The 15,956-nt window shown below is 68.3% G+C and carries 13 protein-coding genes; 4 read left to right on the forward strand and 9 right to left on the reverse strand.

Annotation, left to right across the window (positions count from 1 at the left end):
• Nucleotides 1–57 precede the first annotated feature (57 nt).
• From AC1DN0_RS12675 to AC1DN0_RS12685, 3 genes are all read right to left on the reverse strand, one after another.
• Entirely contained in the window at nt 58–726 is a 669-nt protein-coding gene (locus tag AC1DN0_RS12675) for a hypothetical protein (protein ID WP_441628953.1), read from the reverse strand.
• 95 nt (nt 727–821) lie between these two features.
• On the reverse strand, nt 822–1,142 hold the full coding sequence (locus AC1DN0_RS12680; RefSeq protein ID WP_441628951.1) for a hypothetical protein: 321 nt from the start codon (nt 1,140–1,142) through the stop codon (nt 822–824).
• Between the two features lie 128 nt (nt 1,143–1,270).
• Nucleotides 1,271–2,734, reverse strand: coding sequence for a chloride channel protein (locus AC1DN0_RS12685; protein WP_441628949.1), 1,464 nt, complete (start codon nt 2,732–2,734; stop codon nt 1,271–1,273).
• Nucleotides 2,735–2,763: 29 nt separating this feature from the next.
• Here AC1DN0_RS12685 and AC1DN0_RS12690 point away from each other — a divergent pair, with 29 nt between their 5' ends.
• Complete coding sequence (locus tag AC1DN0_RS12690) at nt 2,764–2,901, forward strand: hypothetical protein (RefSeq protein WP_441628947.1); 138 nt, start codon at nt 2,764–2,766, stop codon at nt 2,899–2,901.
• Here the strand turns inward: AC1DN0_RS12690 and AC1DN0_RS12695 are convergent.
• The 3 genes from AC1DN0_RS12695 to AC1DN0_RS12705 form a co-directional block, all read right to left on the reverse strand.
• On the reverse strand, nt 2,888–3,865 hold the full coding sequence (locus AC1DN0_RS12695; RefSeq protein WP_441628945.1) for a Bug family tripartite tricarboxylate transporter substrate binding protein: 978 nt from the start codon (nt 3,863–3,865) through the stop codon (nt 2,888–2,890). The two genes, AC1DN0_RS12690 and AC1DN0_RS12695, sit on opposite strands and share 14 nt — an antisense overlap.
• Nucleotides 3,866–3,928: 63 nt before the next feature.
• Nucleotides 3,929–5,434, reverse strand: a complete 1,506-nt coding sequence (locus AC1DN0_RS12700) for an acyl-CoA synthetase (protein WP_441628943.1) — start codon at nt 5,432–5,434, stop codon at nt 3,929–3,931.
• Nucleotides 5,434–6,360 carry an SDR family oxidoreductase gene (locus AC1DN0_RS12705; RefSeq protein WP_441628941.1) on the reverse strand — a complete coding sequence of 309 codons (927 nt, stop codon included), beginning with the start codon at nt 6,358–6,360 and terminating at the stop codon, nt 5,434–5,436. Before AC1DN0_RS12705 ends, AC1DN0_RS12700 begins: the two co-directional genes overlap by 1 nt.
• 170 nt (nt 6,361–6,530) lie before the next feature.
• Between AC1DN0_RS12705 and AC1DN0_RS12710 the strand changes: the two genes are divergently transcribed.
• From AC1DN0_RS12710 to AC1DN0_RS12720, 3 genes are all read left to right on the forward strand, one after another.
• Entirely contained in the window at nt 6,531–7,457 is a 927-nt protein-coding gene (locus tag AC1DN0_RS12710) for a LysR family transcriptional regulator (RefSeq protein ID WP_441628939.1), read from the forward strand.
• A 377-nt stretch (nt 7,458–7,834) separates the two neighbouring features.
• Complete coding sequence (locus AC1DN0_RS12715; protein ID WP_441628937.1) at nt 7,835–8,374, forward strand: winged helix-turn-helix transcriptional regulator; 540 nt, start codon at nt 7,835–7,837, stop codon at nt 8,372–8,374.
• Nucleotides 8,375–8,444: 70 nt separating this feature from the next.
• Nucleotides 8,445–9,749 carry an MATE family efflux transporter gene (locus tag AC1DN0_RS12720; RefSeq protein ID WP_441628971.1) on the forward strand — a complete coding sequence of 435 codons (1,305 nt, stop codon included), beginning with the start codon at nt 8,445–8,447 and terminating at the stop codon, nt 9,747–9,749.
• 38 nt (nt 9,750–9,787) lie between these two features.
• Here the strand turns inward: AC1DN0_RS12720 and AC1DN0_RS12725 are convergent, their stop codons facing one another.
• The 3 genes from AC1DN0_RS12725 to AC1DN0_RS12735 are packed head-to-tail and all read right to left on the reverse strand — an operon-like array spanning nt 9,788 to nt 15,637.
• The gene (locus AC1DN0_RS12725) at nt 9,788–11,233 is read right to left on the reverse strand and encodes an efflux transporter outer membrane subunit (protein ID WP_441628935.1); all 1,446 of its coding nucleotides are present in this window, start codon (nt 11,231–11,233) and stop codon (nt 9,788–9,790) included.
• Nucleotides 11,230–14,394: an efflux RND transporter permease subunit gene (locus AC1DN0_RS12730; protein WP_477145755.1), complete on the reverse strand. Its 3,165-nt coding sequence runs from the start codon at nt 14,392–14,394 to the stop codon at nt 11,230–11,232. The genes AC1DN0_RS12725 and AC1DN0_RS12730 overlap by 4 nt, the downstream gene beginning before the upstream one ends.
• A gap of 13 nt (nt 14,395–14,407) precedes the next feature.
• Nucleotides 14,408–15,637 (reverse strand): efflux RND transporter periplasmic adaptor subunit, encoded by a 1,230-nt coding sequence (locus AC1DN0_RS12735; RefSeq protein WP_441628931.1) that lies wholly within the window; start codon nt 15,635–15,637, stop codon nt 14,408–14,410.
• Between the last annotated feature and the right edge of the window lie 319 nt (nt 15,638–15,956).

Raw genomic sequence — 15,956 nt, forward strand, 5'->3', positions numbered from 1 at the left:
CGAGAGGAGAGGCGAGCAAGCACAATCCGGCACTTCAGGCGGCGCTGGCGCGCCCTCTCACCACTTCCCGTCCTTCCCCTTCTTCGCCTCCGGCTTGCTCGCCGGCGCCGCCGGCGCTGCCGAAGCGGCATTGGGATTGAGCTGTTGCGCCATGGCCTTGTCCTGGTCGGCCATCAGCACGCGGGCCTGGGGCAGCAGCATTTCGATGGTGCCGTTGTTGGGATCGTCCGGAATGGCGTAAAGCTCCACGGTCAGCGGCTTCCTCATCCAGCCGGCATGCGTGCTCTTGACGGGCTGGCCGGCCTTGTCCTTCATCTCCACCTGTTCCGAGCGGAAGGGCTTGCCGTAACGCGCGGTCAGGCTGTCCACCGCCGTCTTTTCGGAGCGCACGCCATCGGTCGGCACGATCAGCCCGACCAGGGCGTTGCGGTCCACAAAGGCGACTACGTGCGGGCCGTCCATGAAGGCGGGCCGCTTGTCGCGCGGTACGCCGACCTGGCGCATCACGCCGTCGCCGCGCACTTCGACGCACAGGGCGGTCACGTCGCGGCCATCGGGGGTGCGCTTGTCGGCGCAATCGGGCAGCGTGGGCAGCGGGCTGCCGATCTCCAGGCTCTCGAGCATCGGCGCCAGTTTGTCGGCGGCGCCATCCTTGGGCGCGGCGCCCGCCCAGGGCGAAACCAGCAGCAGGCTGGCAAGGGCCAGCCCGGCGAGGGGGTATTTCATCCAGACTCCTGAGAAAAGCTCCGGATTGGAGCGCCCCCTGCGCGCGTGGTTCCTGCCGGACCCACAAGGTGGCAAGGCAGGCACTCCGCCGGGGGTTAATGCGACATATTCAGCACGGCGTTGGCCAGCACTGCCAGCAAGACTAACAGCAACCCCCACAACAGCAGCCGCGGCACCCGGCTGGGCGGCAGTTGCCGCTGCGGCGAGCGCGCCGATGGCGGCAGCGGTGAACGCCGCCGGGTATGGCCGTGCAAGCCGCGCGTATGCCACACCGTATCCGGGCCGAGATCGCGCAGGGCGGTGCTTTCCTTGCCCGGCGGTTTCTGCGGCGGCACGCCCGGCGCGCCTTGCTGGCGGCGCCGCGCGCTCGGCGGACGTTGGGCGCCGGTGCTGTCCGGCGGTCGTTGCGTGGCCATCTGTGCTCCCCGGTTCATCGTGCCGGCGCGGGTCCTGATGTGCCGCCGGTACACAGAGCCGGGCACCTGGCCTGCGCGCCGCTCATGTTAAGGCAAAGCGGCGCCGCAAAACCGTGGCTTCGCCCGGCTTATGTGGCCGGCGCCACTTTTCGCGTGACGCTCAGCGCTTCGCGGCGGAAGGTATGCGCGACATGGTGGTAGAACGGATGCGGGCAGAACTGGCGCGCGAGGAAGGAAGCCAGCAGCGAAGCGGCCAGCAGGAAGAGCGTGAGATCCTGCGAGCGCGTCATCTCCATCACGATCACGCTGGCCGTGATGGGTGCCTGGGTGGCGGCGGCCAGGAAGGCCGCCATCGACACCAACGCCAGCACGCGGGGCTCGGTCATGCCGCCGAAGATGTGGCCGACCCACTGCGCCACATTAGCGCCGATGCCGGAGCCGATCGCCAGCGAGGGCGTAAAGATGCCGCCGGGAATGCCCGCGAAATACGACACCACGGTGGCCACCAGCTTGGCGATGCCGAACCACAGCGTGCTGTGCGGCTCGCCGTTGATCAGCCCGGCGGCCTGCTCGTAGCCGGTACCGAAGGTCGCGCCGCCGGTGGACCAGCCAATCACCGCCGCCACCAGGCCGCACAGGAATGCCACCAGCACCGGATGCTCCACCGGCCAGCCGCGCAGCCGTGCCGGCAGCAGCGCCGGCACGCCGCCGATCAGCAGTTTGGCGAACAGGCCGCCGAGCACCCCATTGACCAGCGCGCACAGCAGTACCGGGCCCCAGGCGTCGTGCAGCGCAAGGATCGGCGTCTTGACGATGAAATACGGGTTGTTGCCCAGGATCGCCAGCGACAGGAAGCCGGCGGTCAGCACGCCCGAGAGCACCAGCCGGTCCCAGCGCACGGCGGTGCCGCGGCCAAGTTCCTCAATGGCGAATACCACGCCGGCCAGCGGCGTATTGAAGGCCGCGGCCAGGCCGCCGGCGGCGCCGGCGGCGATCAGTGCATTGGGGTGGAAGCCGATGCGGAACTGCAGGCGCTCTTGGCACCAGCGGCCCCAGGCCAGCATGGCGGCGGCGCCCACCTGCACCGAGGGGCCCTCCCGCCCGATCGACGCGCCCGCCAGCAAGCCGCCCGTCGTCAGCAGCACTTTCCACATCGACTGGCGGAACGACACCAGCACGGTCTGCGCCGGCCCGGAGGGCGGCAGGTTGACCGCCGCGATCACTTGCGGAATACCGCTGCCGCGCGCCTGCGGCGCCAGCCGGATGGTGAGCCAGCGCAGCGCGGCCAGCCCGAATGGCAGCAGCACGAAGGTCAGCCACGGCGTACCGGCGGTCAGCTGGTAATTCCAGCGCAGCGCCACTTCGGCAATCCACGCGAATATCAGCGAGAACAGCGCCACGCAACCAGCGCCGCACATGAAGACGGCGTAGCGCAGGGTGGTTCGGGAGATGCGCCACATCTGGCGCGATTTGCGGCCGGCGGCAAGGCGGGCGCGGCGGCGCAGGGCGTGCAGGCGATCGGTTTCGGCGCTGGGATCGCGCAGGGGACCGGCAAGGGGCTCTTGGTGCGGATCAGGCTCTGAGTCGTTCATGGCGCGGCGGGCGTGGGCAAGAGAACGCCGTGACTGGCCCGAAGGCCGAATGCATCACGGCGCGACAGAACTATACGCCGATCGCCGCCAGCCGGCCGGCGCGCGCCATGGCGCTGCGCCACGGCTGCCGCCGCTCGCCTGGCGCGCCTGCGCTCAGTCCAGGCTGATGTTGTTGGCGCGGATGACCTTGCCCCAATGCGCGCGGTCCGCTTCGATATAGCGATCGATCTCGGCCTGGGTGCGCGGTTGCTGGATCACCAGCCCCAGTGCGCTGAAGGTGGCGCGGAACTGCGGGTCCTTGAGCACATGCGCGGCCGCGGCCTGCAGCTTTGCCACGGCCTCGGGCGGGGTCTGTGCCGGCACGGCGAGGCCGAACCAGGTGGCGGCCTGGAAGTTGGGATAGCCGCTCTCCGCCACGGTCGGTACATTGGGCAGCACCTCCAGCCGGGTGCGGCCGGTCACCGCCAGCGCGCGCAACTTGCCGCCCTTGATGTGCGGCAGCGAGGTACTGACCACGTCCACCATCAGCTGCACGTCATTGGCGAGCAGCGCCGACAGCGCCGGCGCGCTGCCGTTGTATGGAACGTGAGTGACCGAGATGCCGAGTTCGGTCTTGAGCATTTCGGTGGCCAGCTGCAGCGCGTTGCCGAGCCCGACCGAGGCGTAGTTGAGCTTGCCGCCGCTGGCCTTGGCATACGCCGCGAACTCGCGGATATTGGTGGCCGGCACCTGGTTGTTGGTCACCACCACCAGCGGCACCTCGGCGCCGATGCTGAAGATCTTGAAATCGCGCGGCGGATCGTAGGCGATCTTCTTGTAGAGCATCGGGTTCAGCACCATGCTGCCATTGGTGGCCAGCACCATGGTGTAGCCATCTGCCGGCGCGCGCGCCACGCTCTGCGTGCCGATCATGGTGGCGGCGCCGGGACGGTTCTCCACCACCACCGTCTGTTTCAGCTCGCGGCTCATGCCGTCAGCCAGCCCGCGCCCGAACTGGTCGGTAGAGCCGCCCGGCGTATAGGGCACCACCAGCTTGATGGGACGGTCGGGATAGGCGGCCACGGCCAGTTGCGCACAGGCCAGGATGGCGACGCCGGCGCAGGCGCGCCATCCGGTTTTCCAGCTTTGCATGGCTAGTCTCCTTGGTTCTTCTGATGTTCTCGGTCTTGCCGGTATGTCCGGGCTGCGCCGCGCTCAAACCCGCCGCGCGCGCCCTTCCCAGTATTTGTCGCGCAGGCGGCGCTTGGCCAGCTTGCCGGTATCGTCGCGCGGCAGTTGCGCTTCCACCACGATGGTGCGCGGCACCTTGAAGCCTGAGAGGCGCTGGCGCAGCCATTCGATGATCGCGCCCTCCTCCAGCATGGCGCCCTGCACCGGCTGCACCATGGCCAGCAGGCGTTCGCCATACTCGTCGTCGGGCACGCCGAACACCACGCAATCGGCCACGCCGGGGTAGCGCACCAGTTCGTGCTCGATCTCGGCCGGGTAGATGTTCACGCCGCCGGAAATCACCATGTCGGAGGCGCGGTCGCAGATGAACAGATAGCCATCGGCGTCGAGATAACCCATGTCGCCCAGGCTCACCAGGCCACCGCGGTCGATGGCGCGGCGGGCTTCGTCATTGTTGCGGTAGGTGAAATCGGGGTAAGCCGGCTGCCGCACATAGACCAGCCCGATCTCGCCGGGCGCGCAGGCCTTGCCCTGCTCGTCGAGGATGCGCACTTCGCCATCGTCGACCGGACGGCCGGCGGTGCCGGGCTTGGCCATCGCGTCGACCGGCGTGGCCACGGTGATCATGCCGGCCTCGCTCGACGCGTACGTTTCATGGATGACCGGACCGAACCAGTCGATCATGGCGCGCTTGACCTCGGGCGCGCACGGCGCGCCGGTCGACGCGACGAAGCGCAGCGAGGAGAGGTCGTAGCGCGCACGCACCTCCGGCGGCACCTTGAGCATGCGCACATACATGATGGGCACCAGGTAGAGCACGTCGATGCGGTGCTTCTCCACCAGCGCCAGCACCTGCTCCGGATCGAAGCGCGCGCACAGCACCAGGCGCTCGCCGAGCTGCAGCGCATTCTGGATGAATACGCCCGGCGCGCTGTGGTACAGCGGCGCGGCCATCAGCGCGCGGGTGCCTTCCACGATGCCCATGGTCTGCGCCACCACCGAGCGCATGCGCGCGAGTTGCGTTTCCAGCGTGGCCAGCGGCACCGCGGCGCGCAGCACGCCCTTGGGGCGGCCGGTGGTGCCGGAGGTGTAGGCCATGTGGCCGCGCGGCGCCACGCGCGGGCCGGCGTACGGCGCCTGCGCATCGAGCCAGCTTTCATAGTCGGTGGCGCCTGCCGCGCTGTCCTTGCCCGGCACCGCGACCGCCAGTACCTGCACGCCCTCGGGCACCGCCGCGCGCACGCCGTCCAGCAGATCGGCATGGACGATCAGCGCCCTGGCGCCACTGTCGGCCATCAGGAAGCGGATTTCCTCGACGGTGAAGTGCCAGTTGATGGGGCAGTAATAGACGCCGGCCGTACGACAGGCGTGGACGATATCGGCAAAGACCGGATCGTTGCGCAGCAGCACCGCGACCACGTCGCCTTCGTTGAGCCCAAGCGCGCGCAAGCCGCCAGCCAGGCGCGTGCCCCGCTCAAGCAGGTCGGCGGCGGCAAGGCGGGTATCTTCGAACCAGAGGTCGGCGGCCATTATTCGTTGTCTCCAGATTGGTCGGGTGTCGGGGAAGGCGTGGGTGCATTCACCGTGCGCGCGGCGCGGTCGGCGGCGTTCCTGGCGGAGATGCGTTCGCGCGCGGCCTGCCATTCGGCATCGCCCCAGCCCAGGTATTGCTTGAAGTAAGCGCCGTTGGCGAGCCAGTCTCCGCCATCCAGCGCAATGGTCTGTCCGTTGATCCACGAGTTGTCGCGGGCCAGCAGGAAGGCGGCGAGGTTGCCGATGTCCTGCGGCTGGCCGATGCGACCGGTGGGGTTCTGGCCGCTCAGCTGGTCTTGCTGCGAATCCTGCGGGCGCAGTCGCGAGCCCGCGCCTTCGGTGGGGATCACGCCCGGCGCGATGGCGTTGCAGCGGATGCCGTGGCGGCCCCACTCCACGGCCAGCGACTTGGTCATGGCGTCCACGCCGGCCTTGGACATGGCCGACGGCACCACGAAGGGCGAGCCGGTCCAGACCCAGGTCACCACGATGGAGAGCACCGAACCGGGATGGCCGTCGCGGATCCAGCGCTTGCCCACCGCTTGCGTCATGTAGAAGGTGCCGCGGAAGACGATGTCGGAGATGGCGTGAAAGCCATTGGGCGAGAGGTCCTCGGTGCGGCTGATGAAGTTGCCGGCGGCGTTGTTGACCAGGCAGTCGAGCGGGCCGTGTTGGGTCCAGATGGTCTCGATCATGGCGTCGACGGCGGCGGCATCGCGGATGTCCACCGCGTGGGTCACGACCTTGACGCCGTGCTGCTGCCGCAACGACCCGGCGGCCTCGTCCAGCACCGGCAGCCGGCGCCCGCACAGGTGAAGCTCCGCGCCCAGCCCGGCCAGGCGCTCGGCCATGATCAGACCCAGCCCGGTACCGCCGCCGGTGATCAGCACACGCTGGCCAGCGAAAAGATCGTTCTTGAACATGGTGTCTCCTGCTTGTTGTTCGCGTCGTTGGCGTCGTTGCGCCCGCCTGGCCCCGCTCCCGGCAATCCGGCAGGGAACGGACACTGTAGTCCTGACGCCCGGCATCGACAATTCCCCTGCGGCGACTCACAATGTTGCGCCATACGCGACAATACTCCTGGGAATCCCGGATGGACCTCAACCTCATCCAGGCCTTCGTCGACATCGTCGAGGCCGGCAACTTGTCCGAAGCGGGACGGCGGCGCGGCGTCACGCGCTCGCAGGTCAGCCGCCAGCTGCGCGAACTGGAACACCAGGCCGGCGCGCAGTTGCTGCGCCGTACCACGCGCCGGCTGGAGTTGACCGAGCCTGGGCGCTCGCTGTACCAGCACGGCCTGCGCATCCTGCAGGAAGTGGCCTCGGCCCAGGCGGAGATCGACAGCCTGGGCACCACCCTGCGCGGCCACGTGCGCCTGAGCGTGCCGACCGGTCTGGGCGACACCTTCCTGGCCCCGCTGCTGCTGGAGTTCACCGGCCAGCATCCAGGCATCTCCCTGCGCGTATTCTTTGCCAACCGCGTGGTGGACCTGATCGCCGCCGAGATCGACGTGGCGCTCAAGGTCACCTCGCAGCCGCCGCTGGACCATGTGGCGCGCGACATCTGCGCGATCGACTGGCAGCTCTGCGCGTCGCCCGCCTACCTGGCGCGCAACGGGCCGCTACACGCCCCGGCCGACCTGGCGTGGTGTCAGTTCCTGTGCCCGCCCTACCCCGCGCGGCGCTTCGTCCTCACGCTCGACCGCGGCGAGCAGCGCGAGCAGGTGGAACTGATCCCGCACCTGCAGTCCGAACATTTCCCCTTTCTGATGCGCGCGGTGCGCGACGGCCATGGCGTGGGCCTGCTGCCGGTCTATGCCGGCTGGGACGATGTGCGCGAGGGCCGGCTGGTGCCTGTGCTGACCGACTGGAAGCCGGAGGGCCTGGGCAGCCGGCTCTACATCATCACCACGCCCAACCTGCATCCATCGATGGCCACGCGCGCGCTGATCGATTTCCTGCGCGCGCGGATTCCGGCCCTGGATGTATTCAGCGATGCGATGCGCCAGACACTTTGCTGATCCCCCTGGTCTTTTCGTGTGGCCCCGGCGCCCCGCGATGCAAAGCGAGCCCCCCAAGCGATGTGAAGCGAGCCGTCAAGGTGTACCAGGCCGTATGGGGCGCCTTTTTTGCCTACTTTTTTGGCAAGACAAAAAAGTAGGTCGCCCCCCGCAGGGGGTGAAACCGCCTTTGACTTTAAGCCTTTGACTTTGATTTTGCAGGCAAGCAGTTGTAGCCATCCACCAGCCCCTAAAGACAAACCGCTCCGAACATCGCACAGAGTTATCCCCCACACCCAAGCAAACTTTCAAATTGCAAGTTAAGATGCGCGGAACGCCCTGGCTTGCAAATCGAAAGTAAACGCCGAGGGCCAACCGCTAGTCAGATGGAGAGGACCATGGGCCACACCGACTTTGCCAGCATGCCATGCCCCATCGCCCGCTCGATGTCGGTGCTAGGCGAGCGCTGGGCCATCCTCCTGCTACGCGAAGCGTTCTACGGCAGCACCCGCTTCGACGAATTCCAGCGCCACCTGGGCATTGCACCCAACATCCTCAGCGCGCGCCTGAAAAGCCTGGTCGAGCACGGCATGCTGGAACGCCTGCCTGCCCCCGACAGCGCGCGGCACGTCTACCACCTCACCGAGAAGAGCCGCGACTTCTTTCCCGCCTTTGTCGCCCTGAAGGCCTGGGCCGACCGCTGGATGAACGATGCGTCCGGCCCGCACACCGTGCTGCAGGACAAGCGCACCGGCGCCGCGATTGCCGCGCCGGCACTGGCACGCGCGGACGGCAGCCCGCTGACGCTGGACGACCTGCGCGTAGTGCCCGGCCCGGCCGCCAGCGGCGCCCTGCGGCGGCGCCTTGCCCGCGAAGGCGATCCAGCCGTACCGGCCAAGCGCGAAACGACGGATGAAACGGAGTCCAGCCATGAATGAACCCCAAGCCAATCCGCTGGCGGCAGCCACGCTGGCGTCCGTGACTACTACCGCCCCCACGCAACCGTTGATGCGCGAACTCTTGCGCCGCATTCTCGTACTGGCCGCACCCACCAGCCTGATCGCGTTCCTGCAGGCGGGCGCACAACTGATCGAAACCTGGCTGGCGGCGCGCCAGGGCACGGCGGCACTGGCGGGCTGGGCAGTCGTGCTGCCCTTCGCCCTGCTGCTGCAACAGATGTCAACCGGCGCCATGGGCGGCGGCGTGGTATCCGCCATCGCCCGCGCGCTCGGCGCGGGCAAGCGCGAGGAGGCTTCCTCCCTGGTGTTGCATGCGCTCATCATCGCCATCACGGCGGGGCTGGTGTTCGCCGTGGCGATGGCGGGCTTCCCCCGCGGCATCCTGGGCGCGGTGGCCGGGCAAACGGCTGCCGACGCGGCCGCCACCTATGCGATCTGGCTGTTCGGCGCCGGCGCGGTGCCAGCGTGGCTGGCCAACACGCTGGCTTCCGTGCTGCGCGGCGGTGGCCGCCATGCACTGGCGGCGCGCGTGCTGTCGCTGATGTGGATCGCCTTCCCTATCCTGGCCTGGGCGCTGGCCGAGCCGGCCGGCATGGGGCTGGCCGGCATCGGCGCCGCACTCGCGGCAGTGTCGTGGGTGGCGGCGCTGGCCATGGCCTGGGTAGTGCTGCGCGGCGGCGCCGGCTTTGTGCCAATGCTGCGGATACGTCCATCGCGCGCGCTGTTCGTGCGCATCCTGTCGGTAGGGCTGGTGGCCTGCGCCCTGGCATCGGTGGCTAACCTGACCACCATCCTGGTGACGGCGGAATTGCGTCATTACGGTACGGCCGCCGTGGCTGCCTACGGCATCTCCGCGCGGCTCGAATTCCTGATGATTCCACTGGCTTTCGGCGTGGGCTCGGCCCTGACCGCGCTGGTGGGCGGCGCCGTGGGCGCCGGCGACTGGGTGACCGCGCGCCGTACCGCCTGGGCCGGCGCGTTGCTGGCGCTGGCGGTAGCCGGGGCGGTGGGTGCGGCGGTGGGCCTGGCGCCGGAGGCCTTTGCCGGGCTCTTCACCAAGGACGCCGAAGTCGCCGGCATCGCCGCACGCGCGCTGTCCTGGGTCGCCCCGGCCTTTGGTGGCTTCGGCCTGGGCATGGCACTGTACTTTGCCTCGATGGGCGCGGGCCGCATGGGCTGGCCGATGGGGGCCGGCGTGGCCCGCATCGCCCTGGCCGCCGGTGGCGGCTGGGTGCTGGCTAACATGGCCGGCATGGGTCTGGACGGGCACTTCCTGGGCGTGGCGCTGGGCATCAGCGCCTACGGCGTGGTGACCGCGCTGGGCGTGCGCGATGCCAACTGGTCCGCACGCTAGGGCTAGCTAGGCGAATTGCGCGAATCGCGCGCATCGCCTCAGCGCTGCACCACACGCGCGTCGCCGCCCATCCCGGCGTCCCTGACCTCGGCCGGCACCGCCGGCCATCCGCCGCCCAGCGACTTGTACAAGGCCGCCGCGCCATTGAGCACGTCGACCTGGCCCTGGATCGCAGCAAGCTGGGTGTCGAACAGCTTCTCCTGCGCGTTGGTGACTTCGAGATAGCTGGAGTAGCCACTCTCGTAGCGCGCGCCGGCCTGGTCGGCGTACACCGTCAGGCTGCGCTCCTGATTCTGCAGGCTGCCCAGCCGGTTGCGCGTTTCCAGCCCGTTGGCCAGCGCGGTGTTCACATCGGCCAGCGCCGCCAGCACACTGCTCTGGTAGGCCAGCATGGCCTGCTCGCGCTGTGCGCCGGCAGTCTGCACCTGGCCGCGGATGGCGCCGCCCTGGAAGATGGGCTGCGTCAGCCCGGCAGACATGCCCCACACCTGCGAGGCGCTGTGCCACAGCGCGCCCGGCGAGGCCGCGATTGCGCCAAACAGGCCCGACAAGTTCACGGCCGGCAGGTAGAGCGCTTCGGCAGCACCCAGCAGCGCGTTGGCCGCCACCGCATTCTGCTCGGCCTGCAGCACGTCCGGGCGGCGCGCCAGCAGGGCTGCCGGCAGGTCGGCGCCAACCGGCGGCACCTGCAATTGCGCGATGGACTTGCCGCGCTCGATCGGCCCGGCCTCGCGCCCGAGCAGCACCGACAGCGCGTTCTCCGTCTGTGCAATGGACGCGCGCAGCGGCGGGATCGATGCCTCGGTGGCGTAGTAGTCGTTCTCGGCCTGCGCCAGCTCAAGCTGCGAGACCACGCCGCCCGCGTAGCGCATGCGGAAGATATCCAGCGCGCGGCTGCGGGAGTCCAGGGTCTGGCGGGCAACATCCAGCTGCGCGTCAAGCCCGCGCAGGCTGGCATAGCCCTGCACCACCGAGGCGGCCAGCGCCAGCACCACGCCACGCCGCGCATATTCCGCGTTCCACAGGTCGGCTTCGGCGGCTTCCGCCTGGCGGCGGATACGGCCCCACAGGTCGATTTCCCAGCTTGCGTTGGCCAGCAGCTGGTAGCTGTTGCCTGGCCGCTCCAGCGATGCGAACGGCGTGCCGTTGAAGGTGCCGGCGCGCTGGCGCGTGGCCGATGCCGACAGCCCGACTTGCGGGAACAGGCCGGAGCGCGCCACCAGCAACTGCCCGCGGAACGCGTCGATGCGCGCGGCGGCGATGCGTACGTCGTAGTTGTTGCGCAGCGCGGCGTCGACCAGTGCGTTCAACACCGGATCGCCGAAGCTGTCCCACCAGGCGCTGTCCGCGGCCACGGTCAGCGCGCCGGTATCGAGGCGGTACTGCGGCGGCTGCGCGACGTCCGGACGGCGATAGTCCGGCCCGAGCGCGCAGGCGCCCAGCGCCATCGCGCATGCGGCCAGGAGCAGGCGGCGCGCGCTCACGATGCCTCTCCCGCCGCGGCTTCGGACTGCACAGCCGGGGCCGGCGCGCCTTTGCGGCTGGCCCATTTGTCGGCGGCCGTGCCGATCAGGTAGGAGAACAGCGGCACGAACACCAGCGCCAGCGTGGTCGCGGCAATCATGCCGCCGATGATGCCGGTGCCGATCGAGTGCCGGGCGTTGGAGCCCGCACCGCTGGCGATAAACAGCGGCACCGCGCCCAGGATAAAGGCCAGCGACGTCATCACGATTGGCCGCAGCCGCAGCTTGGCCGCCTCCACCGCGGCGTCGGCGTGCGACATGCCCTCCTTCTGCTTCATCACCGCGAACTCCACGATCAGGATGGCGTTCTTCGCCGCCAGCCCGATCAGCGTGACCATGCCGATCTGGAAATACACGTCATTGGACAAGCCACGCATCAGGATGGCGAGCAGCGCGCCGAACAGGCCAAACGGCACCGCACTCAGGATTGAGAGCGGCAACGACCACGACTCGTACTGCGCGGCCAGGATCAGGAACACCATCACGATGCCGAACACAAACACGATGGTGGTGGTGTTGCCCGACTTCTTCGCCTCGAACGCCTCGCCRCTCCAGCCGTAGGCGTAGCCCACCGGCAACGCTTCCTTCGCCACCGCCTCCATCGCCGCCAGCGCCTGGCCCGAGCTGTAGCCAGGCGCAGYATCGCCGGTGATCTTGGCCGCCGGGAAGTTATTGAAGCGCGACAGCAGGTCGGGGCCGCTGCTGTAGGTGGTCTTGAGCAGGCCGGACACCGGCGCCATCGCCCCGCTTTGCTGGCGTACGTAGAGGAACTGCAGGTCGTTCGGATTGGCGCGGTACTGCGGCTCGGCCTGCAGGATCACCTGCCAGACCCGGCTGTATTGCGAGAACTGGCTGATGTAGAGCGAGCCGAATTGCGTCTGCAGCGTGCCATAGACATCGGCAATGGGCACACCCATGGTCTCCGCCTTCTCCTTGTCCACTTCCACCCGCATCTGACGCGAGGCGGCCTGGATGGTGCTGTTGAGGTGGCCCAGCTCCGGATGGCTGGCGGCGGCCTTGATAAAGGCGCGCGTAGTCGCCTCCAGCTCCGCGGTGGTGCCAGTGCCGCGGCTTTGCAGCCAGAACTCGAAGCCGCCCTGCGAGCCCAGTCCGGGGATCGACGGCGGATTGACCGGGATGATGATGGCTTCGGGAATGGCGCGCAGCTTCGGCGTGATCGACTGCAACATGCCCGGCACCAGCAGGTCGGGCTTGTTGCGCTCGCCGAACGGCTTCATGGCGACGAAGACCGTGCCGGCATTGGTCTTGTACTGGCTGTCGATAAAACTGTAGCCGGACAGCGCGGAGGCGTCCTGCACCGCGGGGTGCTCGCGGAACATGGCCGCCACCTGCGAGGTGATTTTCTCGGTACGGTCCAGGCTGGCGGAATCCGGCATCATCACCGCCACCAGCACATAGCCCTGGTCCTCGGATGGCACGAAGGCGGTGGGAATCCGGTTGAACAACTGCCACACCGCCAGCAGCATCAGGCCGAAGCAAAGCATCGCCACGACCGAGCGCCGCATGAACACGCGCACCCAGCCGCCATAGTGATGCACCAGCCGGTCGAAGCGCTTGTTGAACCAGACAAAGCCGCGCCACGGCTCGTGATGGCCCGGCTTGAGGATCAGCGCGGCCAGCGCCGGCGACAAGGTCAGCGCGACGAAGCCCGAGATCACCACCGACACCACGATGGTCAGCGCGAACTGCCGGTACAACTGCCCGGTGGTGCCCGAGACGAAGGCCACCGGGATAAACACGGCCGAGAGCACCAGCACGATGGCGATCACCGGGCCGGTCACTTCCTTCATCGCGCGCAGCGTGGCGTCCTTTGGCGACAGGTGGAACTCCGCCATATTGCGCTCGACGTTTTCCACCACCACGATGGCGTCGTCGACCACGATGCCGATCGCCAGCACCAGCGCGAACAAGGTCAGCAGGTTGATCGAGAAACCCAGCGCCAGCAGCCCGGCAAAGGTGCCGAGGATCGAGACGAACACGGCCAGCACCGGGATGATGGTGGCGCGCACGTTCTGCAGGAAGATAAACACCACCAGCACCACCAGGATCACCGCCTCGATCAGGGTGTGCACCACCTCGTCGATGGATGCGCGCACGAATTCGGTGGTGTCGAGCGCCACCTTGTAGCTCACACCCTTCGGGAACGTCTTGGACATCTCGTCCAGCGCCTTCTGCACGTCCTTGGCCACCTGCAGCGCGTTGGAGCCGGGCTGCTGGTACACGGCGATGATGGTGGCCGGCTTGCCGTTGAGCGCAGAGCGCAGCGTGTACTGCTGCTGGCCGATCTCGGCGCGGCCCACGTCGCGCAGGCGCACCACCGCGGCGCCGGTATTGTCTGCGCGCAGGATGATGTTCTCGAACTGCTCCGGCGTGGTCAGGCGCCCCGGCGTGACCAGCGGGAAAGTCAGTTCCACCGGCTTGCTGTTGGGCGCCTGCCCCACGCTGCCGGCGCCGAACTGTTCATTCTGGCTCTGCACCGCGCGTTGCACGTCCTGCGCGGTGATGCCCAGCGCCGCCATGCGGTCAGGCTTGAGCCAGATCCGCATGGCAAGGTCGGCCGAACCCATGATCTGCGCCTGGTTGGCGCCGTTGACGCGCTTGATGGCGTCGAGCACATAGAGGTTGGCGTAGTTGTTGATGTACTGCTGGTCGAAGCTGCCATCGGGCGAATACACGCCGATCAGCAGCAGGAAGCTGGAGGAGCGCTTCTGCACATTGATGCCGGTCTTCTGCACGGTGTCGGGCAGCTGCGGCAGCGCCAGGTTGACGCGGTTCTGCACCTGCACCTGCGCGGTGTCGGGATCGGTGCCGATGTCGAAATACACGTTGAGCGTCATCGACCCGGTGGGTGACGACGTCGACTGCATGTAGATCATGTTGTCGGCGCCGTTGACCTGGGTCTCGATGGGCGCCGCGACGGTCTGTGCCACGGTGTCGGAATCCGCGCCGGCATAAGTGGCGCTGACCGTGACCTGCGGCGGGGTGATGTCGGGGTACTGGGCGATCGGCAGGGCGAACATCGAGACCAGGCCGCCGATCACGATGATTAGCGACAGTACCGCCGCAAAGATGGGCCGCTGGACGCAGAAGGCGGAGAGCATGGCGGTCTCCGTATCAGGAGGACTTGGCCACGGGGCTGGCCTCACCCCCGGCTGGCGCGGACTGGGCCGACGGGGCGGAAGCCGGCACGCTGCCCACCCCCACGGCGGCCGGCGGCGCTTCGCCGGTGATCTTGACGGGCGCGCCCGGCGCAAGCTTGCTCGCGCCGTCCACCACCACCGTCTCGCCGGGCCCCAGGCCCTGGGCGATGCGCCACATCGAGCCGGAGAGGTCACCCACGGTCACCGGCCGGGGAGCGGCCTTGCCGTCCTTGTCCACCACGAAGACCAGGTCGCCCTTGGGCCCGTGGACCACGGCGCGCTGGGGCACCACGATGGCACCGGGTCGCGTGGCACCGCTCACCAGCACCCGCACGAACTGGCCGGGGCGCAGTGTGCCCTCGGGGTTGGGCATCTCCGCGCGTACCAGGTACGTACCGGTCTGCTGGTTGTAAGTGGCATCGGCAAAGGTAATGCGGCCCTTGCGGGGAAACTCGCTGCCGTCGGCAAGCACCACGGTGACCGCGTAGTGCTGGTCGGGAGGCGGCACCATCTGCTTGCTGGCCTGCTGGGCGCGGAATTCGAGAGTCTGGGGTTCGGAGACACTGAAATTGATGCGCATCGGCGTCAGCGTGGACACCGTGGTCAGCAGGCTGTTGGTCGTGCTCACGTAGGCGCCCTCCGGCAGCACGGCGGAACTGGACACGCCATCCACCGGCGAGCGCACATAGGTGTAGGACAGGTTGAGCTGCTGCTCCTCGACCTGTGCGCGGGCCTGTTCCACCCCGGCCGCGGCGGCGTGATAGTTGCCGGTGGCATCGTCGAGGTCTTTCGCCGACAGCGCGTTGCGCTCCGCCAGCGGCTTGACCCGTGCCAGGTTGGCGCGCGCCACCTCCAGCCGGGCGCGCTCTTGCGCCAGTTGCGCCTTGGCTGCGTCGAGCTGGGCCTGGAAGGGCTTGTGGTCGATTTCGAACAACAACTGGCCGGCCTTGACCATGGCACCTTCCACATAGGCCCGCTTCACCAGGAAGCCGGACACCCGGCCGCGGATGTCGACCGCCTGGTCGCTCTGGGTCTGGCCCACGAACTCGAAGGTGACAGGCAGATCCTGCGCCACGGTCTTGACGACCTGCACCGGTACCTCCTGCTGCGCCGCAGGCGGCGCTTCCTGCTTGCCGCAGGCGGCCAGCGCCCACGCTGCCACCACCGGCAGCAATGCCGTCCACCGCCGACCCGTCCGCTTCATTTCCAACCCTCCCGCATTCGCCTGGCCGGCCGGCGGCTGCCGTACGGACGCAATTAGCCCGGCAAGTTAAGCGCAGGAGCGAAAAGCGCACAATTCAATCTTTTTTGCGGCGTGTTAAGTACTTTAGAGAGCACCGTGAAACCGCCCGCCCCCCGTGGGGTGCGGCTTTCAATACTTGTCAGGGTACGCATCTTGCGTTGGCCGGAAGGCGCTGTGCCCAAAACCGTGCCGGCCTCTTGAATGTGCCCGCCGGCAGCCTCAACTAGCCACGTCATGCATCGCGCGGCAAAAGCGCCGCCGGCCAGACACGCGGGTACGG

The organism is Cupriavidus sp. 05N39 (assembly GCF_056397325.1).